This window comes from Sulfitobacter sp. PM12 (assembly GCF_045586035.1).
GTDB lineage: Bacteria > Pseudomonadota > Alphaproteobacteria > Rhodobacterales > Rhodobacteraceae > Sulfitobacter > Sulfitobacter pontiacus.
The window spans coordinates 1,560,787-1,586,041 of record NZ_CP151529.1 but is presented as its reverse complement, the minus strand read 5'-3'; the positions used below and the strand labels follow the sequence as shown (position 1 = coordinate 1,586,041).

General features: G+C 62.6%; 27 protein-coding genes and 2 tRNA genes. 13 read left to right on the top strand and 16 right to left on the bottom strand.

Annotated elements, in window-relative coordinates; all coding sequences use genetic code 11:
• Positions 1-64 precede the first annotated feature (64 nt).
• Positions 65-1,612: an MHYT domain-containing protein gene (locus AADW22_RS07610; protein WP_009826708.1), complete on the bottom strand. Its 1,548-nt coding sequence runs from the start codon at positions 1,610-1,612 to the stop codon at positions 65-67.
• On the opposite strand from AADW22_RS07610, the gene AADW22_RS07605 reads away from it, so the two are divergent.
• The gene (locus AADW22_RS07605; RefSeq protein ID WP_289082134.1) at positions 1,583-1,783 is read left to right on the top strand and encodes a hypothetical protein; all 201 of its coding nucleotides are present in this window, start codon (positions 1,583-1,585) and stop codon (positions 1,781-1,783) included. The genes AADW22_RS07610 and AADW22_RS07605 overlap by 30 nt on opposite strands.
• A 60-nt stretch (positions 1,784-1,843) precedes the next feature.
• On the opposite strand, the gene AADW22_RS07600 is transcribed toward AADW22_RS07605, so the two are convergent.
• The 11 genes from AADW22_RS07600 to phnD all read right to left on the bottom strand — a co-directional run bounded on the left by AADW22_RS07600 (position 1,844) and on the right by phnD (position 9,686).
• On the bottom strand, positions 1,844-2,830 hold the full coding sequence (locus AADW22_RS07600; RefSeq protein WP_407473416.1) for a TonB family protein: 987 nt from the start codon (positions 2,828-2,830) through the stop codon (positions 1,844-1,846).
• Positions 2,827-3,216, bottom strand: coding sequence for an ExbD/TolR family protein (locus AADW22_RS07595; RefSeq protein ID WP_407473415.1), 390 nt, complete (start codon positions 3,214-3,216; stop codon positions 2,827-2,829). The genes AADW22_RS07600 and AADW22_RS07595 overlap by 4 nt, the downstream gene beginning before the upstream one ends.
• A 3-nt stretch (positions 3,217-3,219) precedes the next feature.
• Positions 3,220-3,564 carry an ExbD/TolR family protein gene (locus tag AADW22_RS07590; RefSeq protein ID WP_407473414.1) on the bottom strand — a complete coding sequence of 115 codons (345 nt, stop codon included), beginning with the start codon at positions 3,562-3,564 and terminating at the stop codon, positions 3,220-3,222.
• A 28-nt stretch (positions 3,565-3,592) separates the two neighbouring features.
• Positions 3,593-4,285 (bottom strand): MotA/TolQ/ExbB proton channel family protein, encoded by a 693-nt coding sequence (locus AADW22_RS07585; protein ID WP_407473413.1) that lies wholly within the window; start codon positions 4,283-4,285, stop codon positions 3,593-3,595.
• The gene (locus AADW22_RS07580) at positions 4,285-4,716 is read right to left on the bottom strand and encodes a hypothetical protein (protein ID WP_407473412.1); all 432 of its coding nucleotides are present in this window, start codon (positions 4,714-4,716) and stop codon (positions 4,285-4,287) included. The genes AADW22_RS07585 and AADW22_RS07580 overlap by 1 nt, the downstream gene beginning before the upstream one ends.
• Before the next feature lie 223 nt (positions 4,717-4,939).
• Positions 4,940-5,245, bottom strand: a complete 306-nt coding sequence (locus AADW22_RS07575; RefSeq protein ID WP_243249975.1) for an SH3 domain-containing protein — start codon at positions 5,243-5,245, stop codon at positions 4,940-4,942.
• Between the two features lie 115 nt (positions 5,246-5,360).
• On the bottom strand, positions 5,361-6,272 hold the full coding sequence (locus tag AADW22_RS07570) for an HAD-IIA family hydrolase (RefSeq protein ID WP_407473411.1): 912 nt from the start codon (positions 6,270-6,272) through the stop codon (positions 5,361-5,363).
• Positions 6,269-7,078, bottom strand: coding sequence for a phosphonate ABC transporter, permease protein PhnE (phnE, locus tag AADW22_RS07565; protein ID WP_005852764.1), 810 nt, complete (start codon positions 7,076-7,078; stop codon positions 6,269-6,271). The genes AADW22_RS07570 and phnE (AADW22_RS07565) overlap by 4 nt, the downstream gene beginning before the upstream one ends.
• Positions 7,075-7,869, bottom strand: coding sequence for a phosphonate ABC transporter, permease protein PhnE (gene phnE, locus AADW22_RS07560; protein WP_037962787.1), 795 nt, complete (start codon positions 7,867-7,869; stop codon positions 7,075-7,077). Before phnE (AADW22_RS07560) ends, phnE (AADW22_RS07565) begins: the two co-directional genes overlap by 4 nt.
• A complete protein-coding gene (gene phnC / locus AADW22_RS07555; protein WP_009826698.1) occupies positions 7,866-8,651 on the bottom strand; it encodes a phosphonate ABC transporter ATP-binding protein in 786 nt (261 codons plus the stop codon). Before phnC ends, phnE (AADW22_RS07560) begins: the two co-directional genes overlap by 4 nt.
• Before the next feature lie 54 nt (positions 8,652-8,705).
• The gene (gene phnD / locus AADW22_RS07550) at positions 8,706-9,686 is read right to left on the bottom strand and encodes a phosphate/phosphite/phosphonate ABC transporter substrate-binding protein (RefSeq protein WP_407473410.1); all 981 of its coding nucleotides are present in this window, start codon (positions 9,684-9,686) and stop codon (positions 8,706-8,708) included.
• Positions 9,687-9,852: 166 nt separating this feature from the next.
• On the opposite strand from phnD, the gene AADW22_RS07545 reads away from it, so the two are divergent.
• From AADW22_RS07545 to AADW22_RS07535, 3 genes are all read left to right on the top strand, one after another.
• Positions 9,853-10,647, top strand: a complete 795-nt coding sequence (locus AADW22_RS07545) for a DeoR/GlpR family DNA-binding transcription regulator (RefSeq protein ID WP_407473409.1) — start codon at positions 9,853-9,855, stop codon at positions 10,645-10,647.
• A gap of 218 nt (positions 10,648-10,865) precedes the next feature.
• A complete protein-coding gene (locus AADW22_RS07540; protein ID WP_181358633.1) occupies positions 10,866-12,875 on the top strand; it encodes an ATP-binding protein in 2,010 nt (669 codons plus the stop codon).
• A 129-nt stretch (positions 12,876-13,004) separates the two neighbouring features.
• On the top strand, positions 13,005-13,571 hold the full coding sequence (locus tag AADW22_RS07535; RefSeq protein ID WP_407473408.1) for a hypothetical protein: 567 nt from the start codon (positions 13,005-13,007) through the stop codon (positions 13,569-13,571).
• 78 nt (positions 13,572-13,649) lie between these two features.
• On the opposite strand, the gene AADW22_RS07530 is transcribed toward AADW22_RS07535, so the two are convergent.
• Positions 13,650-13,725 (bottom strand) — tRNA-Thr (locus AADW22_RS07530).
• Positions 13,726-13,852: 127 nt separating this feature from the next.
• On the opposite strand from AADW22_RS07530, the gene AADW22_RS07525 reads away from it, so the two are divergent.
• Positions 13,853-14,728 carry a hypothetical protein gene (locus AADW22_RS07525; RefSeq protein WP_005852722.1) on the top strand — a complete coding sequence of 292 codons (876 nt, stop codon included), beginning with the start codon at positions 13,853-13,855 and terminating at the stop codon, positions 14,726-14,728.
• 21 nt (positions 14,729-14,749) lie between these two features.
• Here AADW22_RS07525 and AADW22_RS07520 read toward each other — a convergent pair whose 3' ends face one another.
• From AADW22_RS07520 to AADW22_RS07510, 3 genes are all read right to left on the bottom strand, one after another.
• A complete protein-coding gene (locus AADW22_RS07520; protein ID WP_407473407.1) occupies positions 14,750-15,865 on the bottom strand; it encodes a glycine cleavage system protein T in 1,116 nt (371 codons plus the stop codon).
• A 238-nt stretch (positions 15,866-16,103) separates the two neighbouring features.
• Positions 16,104-17,447 (bottom strand): esterase-like activity of phytase family protein, encoded by a 1,344-nt coding sequence (locus AADW22_RS07515; protein WP_407473406.1) that lies wholly within the window; start codon positions 17,445-17,447, stop codon positions 16,104-16,106.
• A 121-nt stretch (positions 17,448-17,568) separates the two neighbouring features.
• Positions 17,569-17,658: transfer RNA gene (locus AADW22_RS07510), tRNA-Ser, on the bottom strand.
• Between the two features lie 344 nt (positions 17,659-18,002).
• On the opposite strand from AADW22_RS07510, the gene AADW22_RS07505 reads away from it, so the two are divergent.
• From AADW22_RS07505 to AADW22_RS07470, 8 genes are all read left to right on the top strand, one after another.
• A complete protein-coding gene (locus tag AADW22_RS07505) occupies positions 18,003-18,806 on the top strand; it encodes an SPOR domain-containing protein (RefSeq protein ID WP_237278915.1) in 804 nt (267 codons plus the stop codon).
• A gap of 22 nt (positions 18,807-18,828) precedes the next feature.
• Positions 18,829-19,998 carry a D-alanyl-D-alanine carboxypeptidase family protein gene (locus AADW22_RS07500; RefSeq protein ID WP_005852693.1) on the top strand — a complete coding sequence of 390 codons (1,170 nt, stop codon included), beginning with the start codon at positions 18,829-18,831 and terminating at the stop codon, positions 19,996-19,998.
• The gene (gene tmk / locus AADW22_RS07495; protein ID WP_037943958.1) at positions 19,995-20,633 is read left to right on the top strand and encodes a dTMP kinase; all 639 of its coding nucleotides are present in this window, start codon (positions 19,995-19,997) and stop codon (positions 20,631-20,633) included. The genes AADW22_RS07500 and tmk overlap by 4 nt, the downstream gene beginning before the upstream one ends.
• A gap of 39 nt (positions 20,634-20,672) precedes the next feature.
• Entirely contained in the window at positions 20,673-21,788 is a 1,116-nt protein-coding gene (locus AADW22_RS07490) for a DNA polymerase III subunit delta' (protein WP_064216861.1), read from the top strand.
• 32 nt (positions 21,789-21,820) lie between these two features.
• Entirely contained in the window at positions 21,821-22,639 is an 819-nt protein-coding gene (locus AADW22_RS07485; protein ID WP_009826687.1) for a TatD family hydrolase, read from the top strand.
• Positions 22,639-23,436, top strand: a complete 798-nt coding sequence (locus tag AADW22_RS07480; protein WP_064216860.1) for an MBL fold metallo-hydrolase — start codon at positions 22,639-22,641, stop codon at positions 23,434-23,436. The genes AADW22_RS07485 and AADW22_RS07480 overlap by 1 nt, the downstream gene beginning before the upstream one ends.
• A gap of 110 nt (positions 23,437-23,546) precedes the next feature.
• On the top strand, positions 23,547-24,476 hold the full coding sequence (locus AADW22_RS07475; RefSeq protein WP_005852681.1) for an AEC family transporter: 930 nt from the start codon (positions 23,547-23,549) through the stop codon (positions 24,474-24,476).
• Positions 24,473-25,096: a glutathione S-transferase gene (locus AADW22_RS07470; RefSeq protein ID WP_407473405.1), complete on the top strand. Its 624-nt coding sequence runs from the start codon at positions 24,473-24,475 to the stop codon at positions 25,094-25,096. Before AADW22_RS07475 ends, AADW22_RS07470 begins: the two co-directional genes overlap by 4 nt.
• Positions 25,097-25,255: the final 159 nt, after the last annotated feature.

Here is a 25,255-nt window from a genome sequence, read left to right as displayed (position 1 = left end):
ACACACAGCAAGGGCCGCAGCATCACGCTGCGGCCCTTGCTGTGTGGGGGGTGGCCCTATTCGGTCAGGCGGCTGCCGCGAAAGACTGCGACGGGCGCCCGGTGCTCACCAGACTATGCGGGAAGAAGACCGAGAATTTGGTGCCCTTGCCCACCGTGCTGGAGACCGAGATATCGCCCCCATGCGCCAGCGCCAGCTTCTTGCAGATCGCCAGCCCGAGCCCCGTACCGCCTTCTGACCGGTTGTCGGCGCTTTCGATCTGGGTGAAGGCCTGGAAGATCGATTCCAGATCTTTCTGCTCCATCCCGACACCATTGTCTTCGACCTCGAAGCGGAAGCCGCCGCCGTCCACTTCGGCCCTCAGGAAGATATCCTTGCCCTTGGAAAACTTGAGCGCATTGCCCACCAGATTGATCAAGATCTGCAAGCAGCGGCCACGGTCGGCGATCACGTCAAGGCTGCCGTCGGGGATATGCAGGGTCACATCCTTGCCCTGCGCCATGCCCTGAAACTGGTCCTCGACCTGCGCCAGCAGCGCCCGTGTGGGGAATGTGGTCTTGGCCAGTTTGATGTCGTTCAGCTCGATGCTGGTATAGTCGAGAATATCGTTGATGATCGTCAGCAGGTGGTTGCCCGCGAATTTGACGCGCTGGCCATAAAGCTCTGCCTGATCCCCGATGATATTATAGTGTTTTTCGGTGATCGGCTCACCCGGCGACAGTTTGGCCGTGGTCGTGGTCTTGAGCTTGGTCAGGAAGCCCGCATAGCCGATCACGATGGTCAGCGGCGTGCGCAGTTCGTGGCTGAGAACGCTCATGAATTCGGATTTCGCGCGGCTCGCCCCTTCGGCAGCGTCGCGGGCCTTGCGCAACTCCTCGATGCTTTCCATGCGGGTCCGGTTTTCGATGAAATAGGTGAACAGGCCGCCAAGGGTGATTGTCGTCGCCGTGCCCGCGATCACCAGTGCCAGCAGCTTGTATTCTTCGGGGTTGGTATAGCCGGGTTTCAGCCCGATGCAGTCCACGCTGAACGCGGCCATGCCGGTGAAATGCAGCCCGATGATGGCGAGCGTCAGGACGCCGGTCATTTGCAGCCCGCTCCACCGTGCGCTGCGGCTGCCCAGATACAGCGCGGCAGTCGACAGGACCACCGCCAGAATAACAGACCCGATGAGGTAGCCACGGTCCCAGGTCACCACACCTTCGACGCGGTAGGCCACCATGCCGGTGTAATGCATCGCCGATACCGCAACGCCAAAGATCGTGCCGCCGATGATCGTGCTCGCGAGCGACCGGAACATGCCCGCCACCATGATGCCCACGGTCGACCCTGCAATCGCGATCAACAGCGAGACAAAGGTCAGTTGCAAGTTAAACGTTACCGGTGCCGAAGGCTGATACGCGAGGATTGCGATAAAATGCGTACACCAGACCGCAACGCCCGCCGTGATCGCCGTGAGGAAGTACCAGATCAGCGCCTGCCTGCGCGGTCGCCCCAAGGCGTGCTGATACAAACGCGACACCACCCAGCAGCCAAAGGCGCAAAGCAGCCCGGCCAGAAGCACGAGACCAAGGTCGTGATCATGATGGATCGTATGGGCTACTTTGAACATGTCGGCGCACTCTACCTGTTGATTACCGGACAGTTAATCGGCGGAGAAAACGGCAGATTTGAGGCGTGTTTACGTTATACTGGTGGTAACCAAGAAAAATTACCGGTCTTTTTTACCATGGGAAACAACAGCTTGCAGGGTGCCAATCCGGCGGAAATGGCCAGTATATAAGGGCTGATGCCGCCGCGACGACTGCACTGCAAGCAAGGCGTAGGGGGCTGAACGCCCCGCCTATTGCCCTTTGATCTTGATAGAATACTGCCGCCGCGCGCCAGCGGGGGGACGCGGGAAAGGGGCGGCCTTGCGGATCACCGATACCGCCGCCCGGTCCAGCGCGGCAGAGCCGGACCCCCGTGCCACGGACACAGAGGCCAACCCGCCATTGCTGGCGATGGCAAAAGAGATCGTCGCGGTGCCCGTGGTGCGGATCCGCGGCTTGCCCGCCCGCGAGATGCGGCGCATGACCTGACCGGGGTAGTTGCTGGCGGCGGCATTGCCTTGCGCCGATGCGGCGGCTTGGCGTTTGCCGGTGGTCGTGGATTTGGCCGATGCGCTTTGACCCGACGAAGACCCTTTGGTCGCATTGCGCTGCGCATTGCCACGTGCGGCGGCTTGCTGCGTTGCTTTCTTCTTGGCGGCTTGCTGCTCTGCCTGACGGCGTTCACGCTCTGCCTGCTCTTGCTTGGCGCGGGCCTGGGCGATTTCGGCAGCGGTTTCAGGGTTCTTGCGCATGGGGCGGCGCGACAGGACGGGGGCGTCGCTATCGGGATCTTGCGCCTGCAGGGTTTCGGGGGGTGGCGCGACTTGCGCGCTCTCCGATGGGGGCACGGCCAGCGGTGTGGGTGCCAAGGTGGCGGATGCTGCGGGGGCCGCAGGCGTCACCGCTGCCACATCGGGCGGGGTCACGGGCTGCGCTTGTTCGGGCGGGGTGACCGGCTCGGCCTGCTCGGGCGGGGTTTGCTCTGCTGTGGTGGGGCGCAGGGGTTCTGCGGCGGTGGGGGCCTCGGCCACGGGCGTCTCTGCCGGTTCTGCCGGTTCCGGCGTGAGCGTGCCCACGGCCATATCCGCGAAACTGCTGCCCATCATCGCCTCGACCGGCGCACCGCCCCCTTCGATCGCGATCTCTTCTTGCGGCAGACCGATGGAGACCGCCCCCGCGACGATCCCGACCGCCAAGGCGAAAGAGACCCCTTTGGCTGTAGGAGAATGCGATATCATTGCAGTGCCCTTTGCGTGACGAGCATCACCTTTTGCGCCCCCGCCGCACGCAAGTCGCGGGTCAGCGCGACCAGCGTCTCGGCAGGCAAGGCGCGATCCGGCACAAGGCGTATGATCTCGCGGTCCTCGTCAGACAGGCTGGCGACATAGGACGCGGCATCCACCTGCTCTGCGCCTTGATAGGTCAAGCGCCCGTCGGGGTAGATCACCAAGGCGTCCGGCGGGGCCTGACCCTCAAGCGCGCGGGTCTCGACCAGTTTCAGATCGGGGTCCAGCGGCTGCGCCAGTGTGCCCGCGACCATAAAGAAGACGAGCATCAGAAAGACGATATTGATCAACGCGATGGTCGGTTCACGCTGCGGTTTGGATTTGGCAAATCGGCGCATCTGTCAGCCCCCCAATACCGACACCTGCAAGGCAGGCATCTCGCGCAGTTTGACCAGCACATCCGTCAACCGCTGCGCGTCCACATCTGCCCCGAGCGAGACGAGCAGCACGGTGCCTTTCTCGGCCTCGGCCAAGGATGATCCGGCCAGCGCGTCCAATGCGATTTCTTCGCCATTCAGACGCAAGGTATCGGGGCCAAGCTGCAAGAACACCGGCTTGGCATCGCTGGCCTGCGCGGCCGCGCCCGAACCGGCAGCGGCCAGCGGCACCTCTGAGAACTTCGAGAAGGTCGAGGTCAGCATAAAGAACAGCAGCAGCAGAAAGATGACATCAATCAGGGAGGTCATCGACAGCCGTCGTCTGCGCGTGCGCGGCCTAGCCATGTGCGGCGACCATTTCAGGCGTCGGCGCTGACGCCGCGGCGGCAGGGGCTGGCACGTCGTTGGACGGGTTCAGCACCGTGAGGATCGCCTTATCCGCGATCACCCGCTCTGCCTCCATCCGCTGTTCCAGCCAGCTGAGGATCAGGGCCGTGGGCATCGCCACCACCAGACCAACAGCCGTGGTCAGCAGCGCCACCCAGATACCGCCCGCGAGGATCGACGGATCGACCTGCGATCCGGCGGCCTGCAGCGACCGGAAGGCCTCGATCATGCCCAGAACCGTACCGAACAGGCCCAACAAGGGGGCCAGCTGCGCCACGGAATCGAGCAGACGGAAACCGGTTTCGAGCTTGGCAAAACGCGTCTCTGCCTCGGCTTGCAAACGCTCTACGCCGGCGCCGCTGCCCTTGCCGTTCGACACCATCGCCATCTTGATCACGGGGGCGAGGTAGCTTTTCGACCGGCCCAAAGCCTCGCGGGCGGCGGGCTTGTCGCCACGGTCCCATGCCTCTACCGCTTCGGTCAGCGCCTTGTGCCGCCCCACGGCAGAGCGCCAGAACTGCCAGACCTTATAGATCGCCACCGCCAACGTCAGCACAGCGACGCCCATCAGGACAACAACAACCGGCCCGCCGGTTTCAGCGATCTGGCGGAACGAGGCGATCAATGCAGAGAACATATCCATCAGCCCAGAACCTCGATTGACGTGCGCGATGTGGGCAGCAGGCCGGTGTCACAGACGCCGCTGGCGCTGCCGCCGGTCTCGCAGGCGTTGGCCCCGTTGAACAGGATGCGCCCCAGCCCTTCGCAGGTGGTTTGCGGCACGACGAACTGGCGCACGCGCGGGCGGGCCGGTGGCAGGGTGCCGAAATCAAACAGCGTCAGCCGGTCCACCTGCCCTTCGGTGTCAAACAGCACCGCCTCGTAGATGATCTTGTCGACCGGCGCCTCCAAGCCATTGGTGATCATGAAGGTCAGCTTGCAGGCATTTTCGGTGGTCTCTGCCGCGTTCAGCTCGACCGAGATTTGATCCTTGATATCGGTCTCTTGCGCGGCGACCAGCGGGGCTACGATCACAAGGGGCAGCGACAGAATAGCGGTACGGAAACGGGACATGGGACCTCCTGACCGTGGGATGAAACGATGAGATTTTTGGCTAAGGCGCTATGGGCACCTTTGGCTCTGGCGCGGCGCAGCGGGCAAACAGCCCTTTTGGCACAGCGCGATTGCGCCGTGCCTAGCAAAGATCACGACAAGGCGCAATCCTGACTTTAACGATCAACTATTTAGAAATCGACGCGCCAGCGACAAACCGCAAAGGTAGCCTGCGCCGCCCGCGTTACCGAAGCTTGCGCAGATAGGCCCAGGACACGTGACCGCGCACGCGGCGGGCCTGATCAAGCGAGACGTCGCACCAGCGCGTGCCGCCGGTTTGCTGACAGTCATGCACCTGCAAAATGGTGCCGTTGGGCAGGCCAAGCAGCACGATGAACCCTGTCCCCGGCCCTGCCCGCATCTTGAGCATGTCATCCTCATCCACGCCCGTTACCTCGAAACGGCCCAGCGATCCTGCGGTGGCGGGGGTGGCCCCCAAGGTGGTCGCGATCACGATTGCCGATATGGCGGCGGTCACTGCTTTGCGCATTTTTCTTGCCCTTGTTCTGATAGCCTCGGGTTCGGTGGTAGCCTGTGGCGGCCACAAAATAAACCGTGATATCGCGCAGGGGGTCATGATCCGCCGATGCGCAGGGGCGCGGGCGTCAGATGTTGGGGACGATGAAATCGGGCGACAGACCGGCCTGCGCGATGGCATCCGTCACATCCAGCCCCGTGAGCGAGCCATAGCCCGTGACCAGCGCCGTGGCAAAGCCCGCCTGCGCACCGCCCAGAATATCGGTATGCAGCGTGTCGCCGACCATCAGCACCCGTTCGGGACGCAGGGCGCGATTGAACCGGCCGAGGGCGATGTCAAAGACCTGCCCGAACGGCTTGCCCAGAAACACAGGCATCACACCAGTGCGATCGGCCAGCCGGTGCGCAAACCAGCCCGGTTCCCGCGAGAGGCCCGTTTCACGCGGTGCCACCAGATCGGGGTTGCCCACCAGCACCGGACGGGGCGCGCGTTTCAGCGACGCCTCCAGCAATGTCTGCCGACGGTCGGTCCAGCCGTCTGCGCCCACCAGCAAGAACCCGTCCTGCGCATCGTAGCTTTCGGCGTCATCCCCCAGCACAGTCGTGTTCAGCGTCGCCAGTTCCCCCAGATCGACGGCGGGGTTGATCATCAGGCCCCATCGGCACGGCGGCAGCCCTGCGATATGCGCGGTCAGCGCCTCGCGGCTGGTGGTCACCTCGGAGGCCGAGAAATCGAACCCCAGACGGGCGTAGCGCGCCATCATATGCGCCTTGGGATAGGCAGCGGAGTTTGACACCACGCCAACCGCCTTGCCCGCCGCGCGCAGCGCCGCGATGGTATCGGTCGCACCGGGGATCGCGGTTTCGCCGACGTTCAGCACGCCATAGGCGTCAAACAGGATCAGATCGAAGCGCGCCGCGATGTCGGTGAACATGCCGGTTTCCGCCAGACCGCCCGCCGCAGTGCGCGGCAGACGGTCGGCAATTTGCAGATAGCGCGCAAAGGCGCTTTGCGGGTCGACGCCGATGCTCTGGGTCACAGGATACGGCGGCGCAGATAGGCAGAGATGACTTCCCCCACCACCACCAGCGCGATGATCGCCAGCAGGATGGTCGCGACCTCGGGCCAGTTGAACGTGTCGATGGCACCTTGCAGGATGATCCCGATACCGCCTGCGCCCACCAGACCCAGAACGGTGGATTCGCGCAGGTTGATATCCCACCGCAGAATGGCCACCGCCCAGAAGGTCGGCATGACCTGCGGCACGATCGCATAGACGATCACCTTGAAGCGCGACGCGCCCGTCGCCTCAAGCGCTTCGACGGGGCGTGTGTCAATCTCCTCGATCGCCTCGCCCAGCAGTTTGCCGATGAACCCGATAGAGCGGAACATGATCGCCACGATGCCGGCCACAACACCGGGGCCGAAGATCGCCACAAACAGCAGCGCCCAGATGATCGTGTTCACCGACCGCGAGGTCACAAGGATCAGCCGCCCCAGCCACAGGGTCACACGGTTGGGTGTGGTGTTCTGCGCCGAGATATAGGCGACCGGCAGCGACAGCAGCACCGCAAAGGTGGTGGCGAATGTCGCGATGTTCACCGTGTCCCACAGCACCTTGAGGATGGTTTCCAGATTGCTGGGGTCCGGCGGATACATCCGGCCAAACAGATCGGCGATCTGTTCAGGGGCGCCCCAAACCCACGGCCAGATCACCTCTATCGAGGTGAGCGCCCAAGCAATGGCCAGCGCACAACCCAGAAAGATCGCATAGCGCGTCATACGTTGCTTGAACGTAAAGCGGGACCAGTCGTCGCGCCCGAATTGCGTAGAAAGTGAGGTCATTGGATACGCTTTCGGATGACGCCGCTGACGGCCTCGGAGAAAAGGATCACCCCGACGATGACGATGGTGATGGCAAGGGCAAAGTCATAGTCATAGCGGCCAAAGGCATTGGCGAGCGTCGCACCGATGCCCCCTGCCCCCACGATCCCCACCACGGCAGAGGCCCGCAGGTTGGAATCAAGCTGGTAGATGGTCAGACCGATCTGGCGCGGCATGATCTGCGGGAAGATCGCATAGGACAGCGTCGAGAAATACGGCGCACCGGCGGCGCGCATGGCCTCGACCTGACCAAAGTCGATCTCCTCGATCCGCTCGGCCAGCATCTTGGCGACAAAGCCGATGGAATAGACGGTCAGGGTCAGCACTCCGGCGAACGGCCCGAAGCCGACGGCCTTGACGAAAAGGATTGCGACAATGACCGGATGGAAGCTGCGTGCGATGATGATAATGGCCCGGCCCAGATAGAACACGGGCTTGGGGGCCACATTGCGCGCGGACATAAAGGCGATGGGGATCGACAGCAGCACGCCAAGCGCCGTGGCCAGCACCGCGATCTTGAGGCTCTCGAGAAACCCGTCGATCAGCAGACCGCTGCGTTCAAAGCTCGGGGGAAAGGCCCCGCCAAAGATCTTTCCTGCGCGGCCGATACCTTCGGCGACGCGGTCCCAGTCGATGGGCATGGTCAGCCCGACCCAGCCGAAATAGGCGATGGCCCCCAGATACACGGCCCAGCGGAGCGCCGGATTGGCGATGAAGGGTGGCTTGACCCAAGTGTCGCGCGGCGCGGTCATGATGCGGCTGCCTTGTCATCCGGCCCGCCGCTGCGGTCGGCATGAGGGCTGCCCGCATAGATCGCCTCCATCGCGGAGGGGTCCAGCATGTCGGGCTTGTCGTCAAAGATGATCCGGCCATAGCGCATGCCGACGATGCGGTCGGTGTATTCCTTGGCCTCGTTCACATTGTGGATGTTGATTAACACCGGCAGCTTGAGCTCGCGCGACAGGTCGCGCAGCAGGCCCATGATCTGTTCCGATGTCTTGGGGTCAAGCGATGCGGTGGGTTCATCCGCCAGCAGGATATCGGGCTCCTGCATCAGGGCGCGGACCACGCCGACACGCTGACGTTCACCGCCCGACAGCTGATCGGCGCGGGTGTCGGCGTAATGGGCGATGCCGACCCGTTCCATCAACTCGTAAGCGCGGCGGATGTCTTGCTTGGGATAGCGCCGTGTGATGGCGGACCATGTTGAAATATACCCCAGACGGCCCGACTGGACGTTCTCCATCACGGTGAGACGATCCACGAGGTTGAACCCCTGAAACACCATCCCGATCTTGCGTCGTGCGGCCCGCAGGTTCTTGCCCCGCAGGCGGGTCAGGTCGGTGCCGTTCAGCTCGATCGTGCCGGAGGTGGGTTCAACCAAACGGTTGATGCAACGCAGCAACGTGCTTTTGCCCGCACCGGAAGACCCGATGATCGACACGACGCTTTCGCCCTCGATGGTCAGGTCGAGATTCTTGAGGACCGGATCGCCTGAGCCGTAGCGTTTGACGAGGTCAGTAATTTTCAACATGTAGGATACCTTATGCGTGAGGCCGGCCCATTGGGACCGGCCTCGACGGGAAAATCATTCAGCAGCAAGGCCTTGCGGCGTGTACTCAACACCGTTGGCAGACTGGATCTGACGAATGACGGCCCATTGGTCTTTATAGGTGATCGGGACGAATTTGCTCACGCCCGAAAACTCTTCGCCCAATGCGGTGCCGGTGAAATCGTAGCTAAAGAAGGCTTCCTTGATCTTGTCCTTCAGCTCGGGCGTCAGGTCGTGGGCCACGCCGTAGGATGTCGTGGGGAACGGATCGCTTTCCCAGACAATACGCACGTCGGCAGGGTCATAAAGCCCGCGTTCCGCCATGCGGTCCACCACTTCGGACGCAACCGGTGCCGCATCATAGTCACCCGCGACCACACCCAGCATGGATTGGTCGTGGCTGCCCGAGTATGTCACTTCGTAGTCCTGATCCGGCACGACGCCCAGATCAGGGAACAGCGCGCGCGGTGCCTGATTGCCGGAGTTCGACGTGGGCGATGTATGCGCGACGCGTTTGCCAGCAAGGTCGGCCATCTCTTTGATATCGCTGTCGGCTTGGGTGTAGACCTGCAGCTTGTAGCCGAACTGCCCGTCTTCGGAGCCCATGATCGCGAAAGGTTCAACGCCCGCAAGGTTCACAGCAAAGGGTGTGGGTCCGGTCGAGAAGCCCGCGATATGCAAACGGCCCGAGCGCATCGCCTCGACCTCGGCAGAGTTGGATTGCACAGCAAAGAACTGCACCTTCTTGCCGGTCACCTCGGACAGGTGGTCAATGAAGGGCGTCCAGATGTCTTCGTAGATCGCGGGATCTTCGACCGGTGTATAGGCAAAGACCAGCGTCGACGGGTCTTTGAGCATGCTTTCGTCCGTGGGCGCATCGGCTACCAGATCGCCGTTGGCGTCACAGAACATCGCGTCCAGCGCGCCGCGCTCGGCGCATTCTTCGGCCAGTGCGGTGGTGCCGGTCATGGCAAAAGCGGCCATCAGGCCCGCCGTGATAAAGCTACGTTTGATCATCTTGTTTCTCCTCCCCGAGAATACCCGCGCAGAGTGTACTGCGCGATTAATTACGCGATACGAGCATTGAAGCTTTCGATTCGCAACATTTTCCGCCTAGTAATTTGGCAAGTGCCAAATATTGACGGTCGGATTCATCGCCCCGACCGCCGAAAGGAACCGCAGAATGGATACCGGAACGGAACGCCGAAACCTGCGCAAAGCAGAGCGCCACGCGCAAATATTGCTGGAACTGCGCCTTGCCCCGCATGTGCGTGTATCGGACCTTGCGGCCAGCTTTGATGTGACCACCGAAACCGTCCGCCGCGATATTGCCGAGCTCAGCGCGCAGGGGCTTTTGCAAAAATCCTACGGCGGGGCCTCCCCCCGCGCGCCGGGGGCGCAAAGCGTGCTGGATGAACGTCAGCGCGAACATGTGGACGAACGACGCCAGATGGCGCAGCTTGCCGCAAAACGGGTGACAGACGGGCAGACCCTGATGATCGACGCAGGCGCCACGATGATGGAATTCGCGCGGGCGCTGACCCTTTCCGGCGTGGCGGCGACGGTATTAACCAATAGCCTGCAGGTCGCGATGATCTTGGGGGCCTCCGACAGGGTGCGGGTGATCATGACCCCCGGCGACTATATGAATGCAGAGGCCGCGCTGACCGGCACTGCCACCTGCGACTTTCTGCGCGGTTTTAATGTCGACGCGTGTTTTCTTGGGGCCTCCGCGCTGGATGAAACCGGCGTGAGCGAGGCCATCGCAGGCTTTGCCGAGGTGAAACGCGCCATGCTGGACCAAAGCCGCGCCGCGCATTTCCTGATCGACGCCAGCAAGTTCGGCAAACGTCACCTGACGCAGGTAACCCCGCTTGAGCATCTGGGCCATCTGATCACCGATGCAGCACCCAAGGACAGGCTTGCCCTAGCGCTTCGACAGCATCGCACCCCCGTGATCACCCCCGAAAACACCTGACAGTAACCGGCATGACCGCTTTGCGCAAAAGTCTACAAAATGCCTCGATTGCGCCCGTATTTTGTCCGTTCGATAAACAATGATGCAGTCAATAAAGGGGACAAAGGCAGGCAAACCAGCAACGACAGAAAGTCGTGCGGCGGCCTACCTGGACGGAAGAGGGTGGCACTTTGCTCAATAAGTTCACGGGGTATTTAGCCTCTAAGGTATTCGTCGTTTTGACGATTGTCCTGCTCGCGAGTATCGGCGGGATTGCCTATTCTATTGTAAAGCTCGACCGCGACAATCACCTCGCCGCGCTGCGCCTCGAGGTGGAACAGGCCCTGCATTCGGTGGCCGACCAGATCCAGCTGCGTTTTTTCGAAGCCGTGCTGGTGGCCAAGAACATCGAGAATACGCTTGCCGTCGCGGGGGAGATCAACGAGCGTCAGATCGCGCGCACCGTGAGCGACCTGCAACGCCACAACCCTGACGTGATTGCCGTCGCTTTGGCCCCTAACCTGTCGATTACACACAGTTTCCCGCAAACCGATAACCGCGAGACGATCGGTGTCAAATACTGGCAACTGCCCGCCCAGATGGCGAGCGTTGCCCAAGCTTACCGCACCCGCGCGCCTGTGGTGGATGACCGTGTGAACCTTGTGCAGGGCGGGACCGGCTATATCATGCACTACCCTGTGTTCCTGCCGAACGCCGAGCTGAACACCGATCAATTCTGGGGCGTCATCTCTGTCGTGATGGATCAGGAAGGTCTGCTGCAAGCCCCGCAACATGATTTCTCGGACCCCGAACAGTATAGTTTCGAGCTGCACCCGCTCAAAGCCTCCGGACTGGTAGAGGCCCTGCCCGACCACCGGTTGAGCGCGCTGAAAGACAAGCCCGTCGTGACCACGTTCAACGTTCTGGGCACTACATGGGAAGCCGCCGTGCGCCCCGCCGCGGGATGGCCGGCCTATTCACCACAAAGCCGGAACCTGGTGGGTTTCGCCCTCATTTCCGCCATATTCCTGCTGGGCGTGCTGTTGGCGTTCCGCCGGTTGGCGCTGAACCAGACCAACGCGCACGCCTTGCTGGCCGAGGCCATCGACGCGATCGACGAAGGCTTTATCGCGTTTGACGACAAGGAACGGGTGATGGTGGTGAACCAGAAGTACCGCGACTATCACCCCCAGATCGCCGATCTGATCGTCCCCGGCGCCACCATGGGAGAGCTTGTGGTCAACTGGGCCAACCGGACCGAAAGCCTCAGCGGATCGAAAAGCAAACAGGCCTGGGTACGGGAGCGGCTGCAACGTTTCCGCAATCCGGGTCAGGCGTTCTTGCAAGACATCGGCAACGACAACTGGCTCAAGGTGACAGAGGCAAAGACCCCCCACGGCTATACCGTCGGCATCTGGACAGATGTGACCGCCGAGAAACGCGCGCAAGAAGCCGCTGAAGCCGCCGACCGCGAGAAGACCGAGTTCCTGAACAACGTTTCGCACGAGCTGCGCACGCCGCTGACCGTGATCTTTGGCCGTGCGTCGTTCATGCGGCACAGTGATAAGATGCCTCAGGCGCAGCGTTTGATGTCGGCGCTGACCGCCGATGGCAGCGGCTGTCCGAAATCGGCTGCCGCCGCGATAGAGTATCAGAAGTTCATCACCGATCAGGGTGCCGGAATCGCGGAATCATCGCAGCATATGATCCGCCTTGTCGAAGATCTGCTGGACTGGACCAAAGTGTCCCGCGGCCAGCTAGAGCTGGACATGGCCCCCACCCAGTTGGACGAGATCGCCCGCACCGTCACCCAAGAACTGCAACCCGCCGCAGAGGCAAAAGGGCTGACCCTCACCTATGCCGGCGACGGCCCTGCTGCGACCGTAGCGGATAAGGTGCGCGTCAAACAAATCCTGTACAATCTGATTACAAATGCGATCAAATTCACTAGCGAAGGTAAAATCCACCTGTCGATGCTACATTCCGCCGACGAGATCGTGTTCAGCGTCACCGACACCGGCAACGGCATCGCAGAGGAGGACGCGAGCCGCGTGTTCCAGCGTTTCCAACAGGTTGACGGGTCCATGACACGGCAAAACGGCGGTTTGGGGCTGGGGCTGGCCATCTCCGAGCAGCTGGCAGAGCTGCACGGCGGATCGCTGTCACTGGAAAGCAAACTGGGCGTCGGCAGCACCTTTAGCCTGACGCTGCCTTGCACCGGCGCGACCGATATCCAGAAGACGGCTTGAAGCGCAGAGGGGCGCGGTACTTTAAATTCTAACGATAAATATTTGGGCAAGCGCCGGTTTTGCGCATATGATGACCTGACGTAACGATGATCCTGTTTATGACCTGAAATTTTTCCAAGGGCATTTTCATTGGACCTCAAGACAAACAGCTATGTCGTGGACAACAAGGATCGGATCATCTCTGTCGGGTCCGAATGGGATGCCTTCGCCATAGAGAATGACGCGCCGGGGGCGACCTCTACCAATGTGCTGGGGCGGGAGATTTGGGATTTCGTCGAAGGGGCCAACACCCGTACCTATCTGTTCGGCGTGTTTCAGGCCTGCCGGATCGAACAGCAACTGTTCAGTATCCTTTACCGCTGTGACGGGCCGGATGTGCGGCGGTTGTACCGGCTGACGATCTGGCCCTCCCCCGACGATAGCCTGACCATCGGCAGTATGCTTGTCCATGCGATCACCAGCCCCCCTCACCCTACGGTCAGCGCCTTCGAGGAATACTACGATACCACGCGATGTTCGGTCTGCTGCGCATTCCAGATCGGCGACAAATGGATCGATCTGCGCACCCCGCCGGATGCAGATAACTTCGCCAAAAGCTATTCCATCTGCCCCACCTGCAAAGACGCCGCCCAGGTGGAGTTTGCGCGGATGAAACGAAAATCCAACATCATCCCCCTCCCGCGTGCCAAGCAGTGAGGCACGCACAAATGTGGGAAATGCATCGCGGATGCGGCGAGGCATAACGCTGTCAATGTATTGAAATCAGGGAAGAAGTGGTGCCCCCACACGGACTCGAACCGCGGACCTACTGATTACAAATCAGTTGCTCTACCAGCTGAGCTATAGGGGCACTGAGGGAGCGTTTAAGAGATTGCTGCGGGCCGTGCAAGAGGGGAAATGTCAATTTTTTGCAGTTTTACACAAGTCGCAGGAAAGGCTATTGGAAAGCCGGTATCAGTAAGGGTGAGAAGACGTTCATGCAGTTGATTTTGCACACAGGTGCCCATTACACCGAAGAAGACAGGTTGCTGAAAAGCCTCCAGTCGAACCACGATCTTTTGACGCAGGCGGGCACCCATGTGCCGAGCCCCGCGACCTATCGTGGTTTGTTTCGCGATACGTTGAATGCGATGTATAAAACATCCGCCTCGGACGGGGCGCGGGATGTCTTGCTGGACGCGGTCATGGGGGATTCTGACGCGGATCGGGTGATCTTTTCCGACGCGAACTTCTTTCGCACCCCTGCGACGGCGGTTGTTGAAGGGATGCTTTATCCCGCAGCACCTGTTCGGATGATGCGCATGGCGCAGCTTTTCCCCGAGGATGAGCTGCAGATTTTCATGGGCATCCGCAATCCCGCGACCCTGCTGCCGGTGCTGTATGATGTGTCGGCCGATAAATCTCCGCCGCAGTTCTGGGGCGACAAGGATCCGCTGGATGTGCGCTGGTCCGACACGCTGGCGCTGCTACGTGATTCTGCGCCCGAGATTCCCGTGACCGTATGGTGCAACGAAGACGCCCCCCTGATCTGGGGGCAGATCATGCGCGAGATGGCGGGCCTGCCCACGATGGCGCCGTTGGACGGGGAATTCGACCTGCTGGAAACGATCATGCGCCCCGAAGGCATGAAACGGTTCAAATCCTATCTCGCCTCGCATCCCGAGATGACAACGGCAGAGCACCCACGCGTGATCGCGGCGTTTCTGGACAAATACGTGATCGACGACGCGCTCGAGGAAGAGCTGGACATGCCCAGCTGGACCGAAGAGCTGGTCGAAGAGATGACCGAGGTTTACGACGAAGACGTTGCGCGCATTCAGGAAATACCCGGCGTGCGGGTGATCCTGCCATAACGGCGGGTCCACCGTCTAAGGTCAGCTGTCAAATGGCAGGCTGCGCAGGGTTACCTTGCGGGCCTCGTCCCCAATGACCACGTGGAGCGACGCTTGCTTTGCATCCGATGCGATCATCCCGACGCCGATATTAACCTCGAAACGTTTGGAATAGACGTAATCGCTAAGCACACCGCGCGGCTGGCCTTTATCGTCCAGCACGGGAATCGAATGTGCCGCCCCCGTCAGTGGCGCGCCCGCGATGACAAAGCCTGACCTTTCCCGTTGCGCGCCTTCATCGGCAATACGGCGCAGCGCCTCTTTGCCGATAAAATCGTCGGGGGTTTCAAGATCGACCAGCTTGCCCAGGCCGATGTCATACGGGGTGCAGGGGTTGGTCTGAAGACGACCATCCGCGCCATAGGACACCAGCCCGCTTTCGATCCGTTCAACGTCATTGGGCGCACCGGGGCGGATACCAAAGGGCGCGCCTGCGGCCTTTACCATTGCCCATAGCTCCCCCCCGCGGCTGCTGTCTTGGAGATACAGTTCGAAGCCGCCCTGTTTCGACCAGCCCGACCGCGCCAGCACCAGCGGGATATCCCCCAACTGCGTTTGCTTGAAGCCGAAATACCTCAGATCGCGCACCCAGTCGCCGAACAACGCGGTGATCACCGCCTCGGCCTTGGGGCCCTGAACCGCCAGCGGGGAGACGTCTGGCTCAGCCACGGTCACGTCCCACCCGCGCTCTGCCGCGATGGCGCTGGCCCATAGGGCGATGTCACTGTCCGCAATCGAAAGCCAATAGCGATCCTGCGCCAGCATGAGCAGCACGGGGTCGTTGATAAGCCGCCCCTGATGGTCGCACATGGGCACATAGCGCCCCTGCCCGATCCGGGTTTTCGACATATCGCGCGTGGTCAGATACTGGATCAGCCGCGCTGCATCCGGCCCGGACAGTTCGACCTGCCGTTGCGCCGCGACATCCCATATGACCACACCGTTCATCAGCGCGTCATATTCCCCCTCGGGGTCGCCGTAATGCGCTGGTATGAACATGTGATTATAGACCGAGAAACAAGCCACACCCTCTGCGACGGTCGCGTCGAAATAGGCGGATTTGCGATTATTCGGGCCAATGCCGATCTGAAACGTCATGGGGGGAGATCCTTTTACCAAGGCCCACCATACCATCCCTGTGCCCTGTCCCAAGGCGCGGGTGTCAGGGAACGGCGATGCCATCAGGCGGGCGTTCGCTTTTTCTGACACGGCAAAGCCCCGCACATCAACCGGCATCCTCCCAAAGGTTGGGGGCGCGCGGGCAATGGCGGGGCCTGGGGTGTGTCTAGGGTGTGAAACGCCCCCTCGGCATTCTCTGCGACAGGGGCGCGTCGGGTTACTGCGCGGCCAACAATTCGGGCACGCTCAGCAGCACCACTTCGTTATCCGCAGCGGCATCCAGCTTGCGCCCGGATGAGAACGGCAGGTTGTTGTCCACGGCGACCATGATATGCGTCTCGTCCACCCGCATCACGTCCTCGATGGTGAAGAACGGCAGGCTGAACCGCCCTGCCTCGCCGCCATCGGTTTCGATGCGGGCCTTACCCTCGGGGTCGGCGATGTTCATCAGGTCGATCTGGCCGATGCGGCGCACATAGCCCTCGGCATCCACATCGGCGGTATCGATCAGAACCACATGCTTGACCATCGCGGGGTTCGGGAAACAATCCGCCTGCGGGTCACCGGCGCATTTCAACGAAGGCTCGCCCTCGCCATTGTCACGCTCGATCACCAGCGCGCGGGTCTCGTCGATGAAGTTGAAGTCACCGATCGCCGTGGCCCCTTCGGCCAGCTTGAACTTGAAGCCCTCGCCCGTCCAGTCGCGTGCCTCGGGGTCAAAGGCCATGACGCGCAGGAAATCACCTTCGTTCTCGCCGCTCGCGGCCAGCAGAGGTTTCTCGAGCATGGCCCACAGCAAACCCGTTTCAGGCTGCAGCGCCATGCCCTCGTACCCGCCCGAGCGTGGCACGGTCCAATCCGTCCCCTTCACCGATGTGGCCGAGATACCGGGCGTGTCCGGCCCTTTCAGTTGAACACCATCCACCATCGTCGGATAGACGCCCTTGATCCGCCCGTCCAATGTGGCCTCGATCAGATAGGGGCCGAACTCCTCGCCGATCCAGATGCTGTCGCCGACGCGCTGGATGCTCTCCAGATCGAAATCCGCGCCGGTCAGATAGCGGCTGTCTGTCCCGCCATAGGAAATGCGGAAGGGCACTTTGAAATCGGGATCATGCAGGAAAACGGTTTCCTTGATCTCGACCTCGCCTGTGTCGAAATCAGCGTCCATCCGGCTGAAGAACAACAGCGTATCGGGGCTGTTCGCCTTTGAGCCAAAGCCGTTGTCCGTCAGCACATAGACCGACCCATCCTCGGCACGGTTCATCGCGAAACCGGAAAACCCCTGCAACGGCTGGCCAATGAAGGGCAGGTTCAGCCCGGTCAGCCGTTTGCCATGCAGCCCGCCCGTATTGCCCGGCACCGACATCGGCACGCCATTGCGCGCGCCACCAGTGAATTTACCACTGATCCACGCATCCTTCGGCGCATCCGCAGGCGGCGCGACAAGGCTCAGCGCAGGCAGGTAGGCATGGCCCGCAAGCGTGGCATCAAACGTCTCTTGCGCGACAGCAGGGGCGGCCAGAAGGGATAGGGCAAGAGGAAGAATAGGGTGTTTCATAAGGGCTCTCCGTTAAAGACGGCCCCTGATGCTCGATTCTGGTAACAGCCGCGTAACGCAAAGGTGACGGTTCCACGACAGGCGCGGAATTGGGGAGAGGCGTAATGAGGGGGTGGGATAATGGCGGAGGAGGTGGGATTCGAACCCACGGTACGCTCTCACGCACGCTGGTTTTCAAGACCAGTGCATTCGACCACTCTGCCACTCCTCCGCAGCAAGCACCGCATAGAGGGGTGTCAGCGATTCTGCAAACCTGGAAATGACGCGCACTGCGGCGCCGTTACGCAAGACAGCGGCAGCCCGTGTTGGGCGGGTTCCGGCCGGGTGGGGAAATTTGCCGATGCCGTCCTGTCAGCCTTTCCAAAACCCCTGTACCCGCGTTAGTGTAGCGCAAAGACCCCGGCAATGGGGCATCAAACATGCCGTATTGACGGCGCGATCAGGCGGCGGCGGACAACGCCGCGCCAGCAGGCAAGGACGACGGACATGAACAGCCTCAGGCTACACCCTTTTTCTGGCAACCGGCCGCTGCGGTGCACGGTAGGGGTTTTGCTGATGATGACGACTTTGGCGGGCTGCGATGCGGTCGGCAATCTGACCGGCGGTCAGAAAGGCTCTGCGGCGGCACCGTCCAGCTCGACCAAGCTGGTGGAGCGTGACGTCGAAGCGCCCGAGGTTTTCTCGGTCAGTGATCAGGGGCTTTGGGACGGACGCCCCAGCCTTGGCGGTGTCTGGGTCGCGCATCCCGATGTCACAGATCCCGAACGGGTGATCATCCGCAACGAGGCCAATGGCAAATTCGTCATCGGCGCGTTGTTCCGCCGTGAACGCGATCTGCCCGGGCCCAAGCTGCAGATGTCGTCGGATGCGGCGGCGGCCCTTGGGATTCTGGCCGGTGCCCCTGCGCCATTGAACGTCACTGCCCTGCGCCGTCAGGAGGTCGACGACACCCCTGCCCCCGACGCAGCCCCCGAAGGCACGATCGAAACCCCGTCGGAAGTGACAGAAACCACGCTTGATCCGGTCGCTGTCACGGCGGGTGCCGCGATTGATGCCGCACCCGCTGCGGCCAAGCCCGCTGCACCGGCGGCCCCGAAACCCGCAGCCCCCAAACCTGCGTCTTCGCTGGCAAAGCCCTTTGTCCAGATCGGCATTTTCAGCGTAGAGGCAAATGCCGAACGCGCGGCCAACCAGATGCGCAGCGCGGGCATGTTGCCCACCGTCAAACGCAGCGAGATCAACGACAAGCCGTTCTGGCGCGTGGTCGTCGGCCCGGCGGCTACGAAATCCGAACTGACCAATTTGCTGAAATCCATCAAGACCGAAGGGTTCTCTGACGCCTACGCCGTGTCGAACTGACCCACCGCCAAAGGAAACTGCCATGATCCGTATTTTTGCAGCCACGATTGCGACCCTTCTGTTGGCCCTGCCCGCGCAGGCGTTCGAGACACAGGCCCGCGCGGCCTATGTGGTCGACCAGACCACCGGCACCGTGCTGCTGACCAAGAACGCGGATGAACCGCTGCCGCCGGCCTCCATGTCGAAACTGATGACGCTGTATATGGCGTTCGAGGCGATCGAGCGGGGCAAAAGCAATGGCGGGCTGGACCTGACAGAGGAACTGCCCGTGTCGCAGCACGCCATGTCCTACGGCGGGTCGACCATGTTTCTGGACACCACCGACCGCGTAAAGGTCGAAGACCTGCTGCGCGGCATCATCGTGCTGTCGGGCAATGACGCCTGTGCCGTGATCGCCGAAGCGCTGAGCCCCGATGGATCAGAGGCCGGTTTTGCCCGCCTGATGACCCAGCGGGCGCAGCAGATGGGCATGACCAACTCGACCTTCGCGAACTCCAACGGCTGGCCTGCCGCCGGTCACCGCATGTCGCTGCGCGATCTGGGGCTGCTGGCCACCCGCCTGATCGAGGATTACCCGCAGTACTACCCGATGTTCTCGCAGCGCGAATTCCTGTTTGACGGGCGCGCGCCGCAAAACAAGACCAACCGCAACCCGCTGCTGGGGCTTGGCATCGGCGCGGACGGGCTGAAAACCGGCCACACCGAAGAAGCGGGCTACGGGCTTGTCGGCTCTGCCAAACAGGGCGACCGCCGCGTTGTGTTTGTTCTGTCCGGTCTCGAAAGCGCCGCGGCCCGCGCGCAGGAATCGGAATCGATTGTGAACTGGGCCTTTCGCCAATTCTCGCAACGGTCCATGGGCAAAGCCGGCACAATGATTGCCGAAGCCCCCGTGGCGCTTGGCGCGCAGGGTGCCGTTGGCCTTGAACTGGAAAGCGATCTGTCGGTGCTAGTGCCTGTGTCCGGCGGCAGCGATGTCTCGGCCGAGGTAGTTTATACCGGCCCGCTGCGCGCGCCCATCACCAAGGGCCAGAACATCGGCGAACTGGTGCTGACCCGCGGTGACCTGCCAGAGGTACGTGCCCCGCTGGTTGCCCGCGACAGCGTTGCCGCAGGGGGGTTTATGGTCAAACTTGAAGCCGCCGCCCGCCATCTGCTGACCCGGTTGAACGAAGGGCCAGAGGCCGCTTCGTGAGCACCGCGGCCAAGGGCCTGTTCATCAGCTTCGAAGGCATCGACGGCTCGGGCAAATCGACCCAGACCAAATTACTGAAAGACCGGCTTGAGGCCGACGGGCATCAGGTCGTGCTGACCCGCGAACCCGGCGGCTCCCCCGGGGCCGAGGAAATTCGCGCCTTGGTCTTGCAGGGCGATCCCGACCGCTGGTCCGCCCGAACCGAGATCCTGCTGTTCACCGCCGCCCGTCGTGATCACCTTGAACGCACGATCCTGCCTGCGCTCGAGGCGGGCAAGATCGTGATCTGCGACCGCTTTGCCGATTCCACCCGGATGTATCAGGGGCTCAGCCGGGGTGACCTGCGCGGTGCCGTGGACCAGCTGCACAGCCTGATGATCGGCGTCGAACCCGATGTCACCGTCCTGATCGATATGGACCCCGGCGAAGGGCTCAGCCGCGCGCTGTCGCGCAACACGGTCGAGGAACGGTTCGAGGATTTCGGCGAAAGCCTGCAGGTCGCCATGCGCGCCGGTTTCCTGTCGCTTGCCGCTGAATTCCCCGATCGTTTCGTCACCATCAACGGCGCACAATCCATCGATGCGGTGGCGGCGGATGTGTTTGCGCAGGTGCGCCCGCGTCTTGATGCGCGCTGACCCCTTTTCCTGCCGCCGCAATCTGCTAGACCACGTGACATGAGTGATGACGCCCCCCAGCCCGACCGTATCGACGGCGCGCGCCACCCGCGCGACACGCCGCAGCTTTTCGGCCAGTCGGCGGCAGAGGCCGCGTTCCTCGATGCGTTCAACTCGGGCAAGCTGCACCACGGCTGGCTGCTGACCGGCCCGCGTGGCGTGGGCAAGGCCACCTTGGCATGGCGTATTGCGCGGTTCTTGCTGGCCACCCCCGATGCAGAGGACGGCGGCATGTTCGACACCCCCGCCCCCACCAGCCTTGATATCGATCCTGACCACCCCGTCGCCCGCCGTATCGCGGCCGGGGGCGAAGGCGCGCTGAAGGCGATCACGCGCTCTGTTGACGAGAAAACCAAACGGCTGCGCAAGCAGATCGTCGTGGATGACATCCGCAAGCTGAACGGGTTCTTCCAGATGTCCGCTGCCGACGGCGGGCGCCGTGTCGTGATCGTCGACGACGCCGACCTGATGAACCCCAATGCCGCGAACGCGCTGCTCAAGATGCTGGAAGAGCCGCCCGCCCGCGCAATCATGCTGCTGATCAGCCACCGCCCCTCCGGCCTGCTGCCCACCATCCGCTCGCGCTGCCGGACCCTGCGGCTCGGCACCCTGACGCCGGACGATATGGCGCAGGCGCTCGGCCAGTCCGAGGTGGATATTCAGGGCGATCCCGCAGCGCTCGCGGCGCTTTCCGGCGGGTCTGTCGGCGGCGCGCTGTCCCTGTCGCTGATGGGCGGGCTCGCGATGTATGGCGAACTGGTCGCCCTGCTTGATACGATGCCGCGGCTGGACCGCGCCCGCGCGCTCAAACTGGCAGAGGCCGCCGCCGCCCGCGGGGCCGAAGAAAAACTGTCGCTGCTGTTCACGCTGGTGGATCTGCTGATGCTGCGATTGGCCCGCACCGGTGCCCTTGGCCGCCCACCCGAAACCGCCGCCGCCCCGAACGAAGCCGCGGTGCTGACCCGCCTGTCGCCCACCCCCGCCCAAGGACGGGTCTGGGCCGAGACCGCGCAAGACATCGGCACCCGCGCGCGCCACGGGATGGCGGTCAACCTTGACCCTGCCGCACTGGTCCTAGATACCCTGTTCAAGATGGGCGACGCCGCACCGCGCTAGCCCACGCAAGACGAACAGGCAGGACCCCAGGCATGACAGACAGCACCCGCGACATTCACCCGATCACCGACAGTCACTGCCACCTGGACTTTCCCGATTTCGACGGTGAACTGCCCGATGTGATCGCCCGCGCCCAAGCCGCAGGGGTGACACGCATGGTCACCATCTGCACCAAGCTCAAGAACGAACCCGCCGTGCGCGCCATTGCCGAGGCGCATGCCCCGGTTTTCTATGCCGCCGGCACCCACCCGATGAGCGTCGCGACAGAGCCGATGGCCAGCTATGACGACCTTATGGCGCTGACCAAACACCCCAAGATGGTGGGCATCGGCGAAACGGGGCTGGATTACCACTACACCGCTGACAGCGCCGAGGCGCAGCAAGCCAGCCTGCGCACCCATATCGCCGCGTCCCGTGACAGCGGCCTGCCCCTGATCATCCACGCCCGTGACGCCGATGACGATATGGCCCGCATCCTCAGAGAGGAACATGCCAACGGGGCCTACCCTTGCGTGATGCACTGCTTCTCCTCGACGCAGGCGCTTGGCCGTGCGGCGCTGGATCTGGGGTTCTACCTGTCGATGTCGGGCATCACCGCCTTCCCCAAATCCCAGGATCTGCGCGACATCTTTGCCGACGCCCCCCTGGACCGGATATTGGTCGAAACCGACAGCCCCTATCTGGCCCCGCCGCCCCATCGCGGCAAACGCAATGAACCCGCCTTTACCGCCCATACGGCGCGGCGTGGTGCCGAAACCTTCGGCATCGATTATGCCAGCTTTGCCGCGCAGACGCAGGCGAATTTCGACCGGCTGTTTACCAAGGCCGCCCAATATCAGGACGCCGCCTGATGGCCGAGATGAAGATCACCATCCTGGGCTGCGGCTCGTCTGGCGGGGTGCCGCGCCTTGGCGGGCACTGGGGGGCCTGCGATCCGGCCAACCCCAAGAACGCAAGACGCAGATGCTCCATCCTGGTCGAGCGGATCACGGATGCGGGCACGACATCGGTGCTGATCGACACCTCCCCCGATATGCGCAGCCAGCTGCTTGATGCGGGCGTCGGACGGCTGGACGCGGTGCTTTATACCCACTCCCACGCCGATCATGTGCACGGGCTGGATGACCTGCGGATGATCGTGATCAACATGCGCCAACGTCTGCCGGTCTGGGCCGATACGCCCACGCGCGAGGCGCTGCTGGACCGTTTCGGCTATGTGTTCATCCAGCCCCCCGGATCGTCCTACCCGCCGATCCTCGAGATGAACCATATTGACGGCGACGTGACGATCGACGGGCCCGGTGGCACGCTCTGCTTCACGCCCTTTCTGGTGAACCACGGCGGGATGGATGCGCTTGGCTTCCGCGTCAATGATGTGGCCTATCTGCCCGATGTGGCGCAGATCCCCGATGACATCTGGCCCCACCTCAAGGGCCTGCGCTGCTGGATCGTCGACGCGCTGCGCCGTGACCCGCATCCAACCCACAGCCACCTGGCCCAGACCCTGGGCTGGATCGAAGATATGGCACCGCAAACCGCTGTGCTGACCAATATGCACAACGACCTCGACTATGACACGCTGGCCGCGGAAACCCCCGACCATATCGAACCCGCCTTTGATGGCATGACCCTGAGCTTTCCGGTCTAGCCCCCGCCCGCGGGGTCCGGACTTCATTTTGCCCTATAAACTCCACGGGGGCGTGGGGGTGTGAAACCCCCACTCCGACAGCGCCACCCGCACCCAAGGCCATATCTCTCGTGCAAACGCTTCTCGAAGTCATCCTGCCCGTCTTCCTTGTCATCGGCTTTGGCTATGTCTCTGTCTGGCGAGGGTATTTTCCGGTTTCGGGCATCGACGGGGTCATGCGGTTCGCGCAAAGCTTCGCGATCCCCTGCCTGCTGTTCCAATCGATCGCGCATCTGGATCTATCGGCCTCTTTCGACCCGCGACTGCTGTTCAGCTTCTACACCGGCGCGGCGGTCTGCTTCACGCTGGGGCTGTTCGGCGCGCGCATCCTGTTCAAACGCGACTGGGAAGACTGTGTGGCCATCGGGTTCTGCAGCCTCTTTTCCAACTCGGTCCTGTTGGGGCTGCCGATCACGGAACGCGCCTATGGGCCCGAGGCGCTGATCGGGAACTTTGCGATCATCGCCATCCACTCGCCGTTTTGCTACGGGCTGGGGATTACGGTGATGGAGTTCGTGCGCAACCGGGGCCAATCCGGTCCGGCCTTTGCGCGCAATGTGGCGCGGGCGATGTTCCACAATCCGCTGGTTCTGGGCATTCTCGCGGGCTTTGCCGTGAACTTTAGCGGGCTGGCGATCCCCGGTGTGATCGACGACGCGCTGTCGCTGATCGTACGCGCTGCCCTGCCCGCGGCGCTCTTTGCCTTGGGCGGCGTGTTGATCCAGTACCGCCCCGAGGGCGACAGCAAGACCATCGCCATGGTCTGCCTTTTGGCGCTGATCGTCCATCCCGCGATTGTCTGGTTCATGGGCAGCGGCTTTGGTCTGCCGCAGGATCTGTTCCGCTCGGGCGTGCTGACGGCAGCGATGGCACCGGGGTTCAACGCCTATATCTTCGCCAATATGTATGGCCGCGCGCGGCGGGTCGCGGCAAGCTCGGTGCTGGTGGCGACGGTGGGGTCGGTGCTGACCGCGTGGCTCTGGCTTAGCGTGCTGCCATGATGCCCGTGCTCTATTCTTTCCGGCGCTGCCCCTATGCCATGCGCGCGCGGCTGGCGCTGCGGTCGGCCCGCCAGCAGGTGCAGCTGCGCGAGGTCGTGCTGCGCGACAAGCCCGCCGCCTTTCTGGCGACCTCGCCCAGTGGGACAGTGCCCTGTCTGGCGCTGGATACGGGCGAGGTCATTGACGAAAGCCTCGACATCATGATCTGGGCCCTGCGCCGACACGATCCCGAAGGGCTGCTGAACATGCCTGACCCGGGATGGGACTGGATCAACCGCTGCGACGGGCCGTTCAAACACGCACTGGACCGCACGAAATACGCCACCCGCTACCCCGACGCCGATCCGGAGGCAGAGCGGGCCAAAGCCGCCGCCCATCTGACGGCGCTGGACGCGCAAATTGGCACCCATATTTTCGACACCCCCAGCCTTGCCGACATGGCGATCGCCCCCTTCGTGCGGCAGTTCGCCTTCATTGACAAACCCTGGTTCGACGCGCAGCCTTGGCCCCGGTTGCAGGCGTGGTTGGACCGCTTCCTGACCTCGCAGGCCTTTGCCGCCGTGATGGATAAATACCCGCAATGGGCAGAGGGCGACGCGCCTACGGTCTTTCCTGCCTAGGCCGACAGCCCCCTCGCCCCACATACGCTGCATTGCGGCACAAGTTACCCTACGTCACAAAGCCGCGCCGCCGCCCTGACAGCCGTCAGGCAGGTTGCCACAGCGGCGTGCACACTCCTAACCTCGGGTCGTGGTCCCACCGGATCACAACAACCGGGA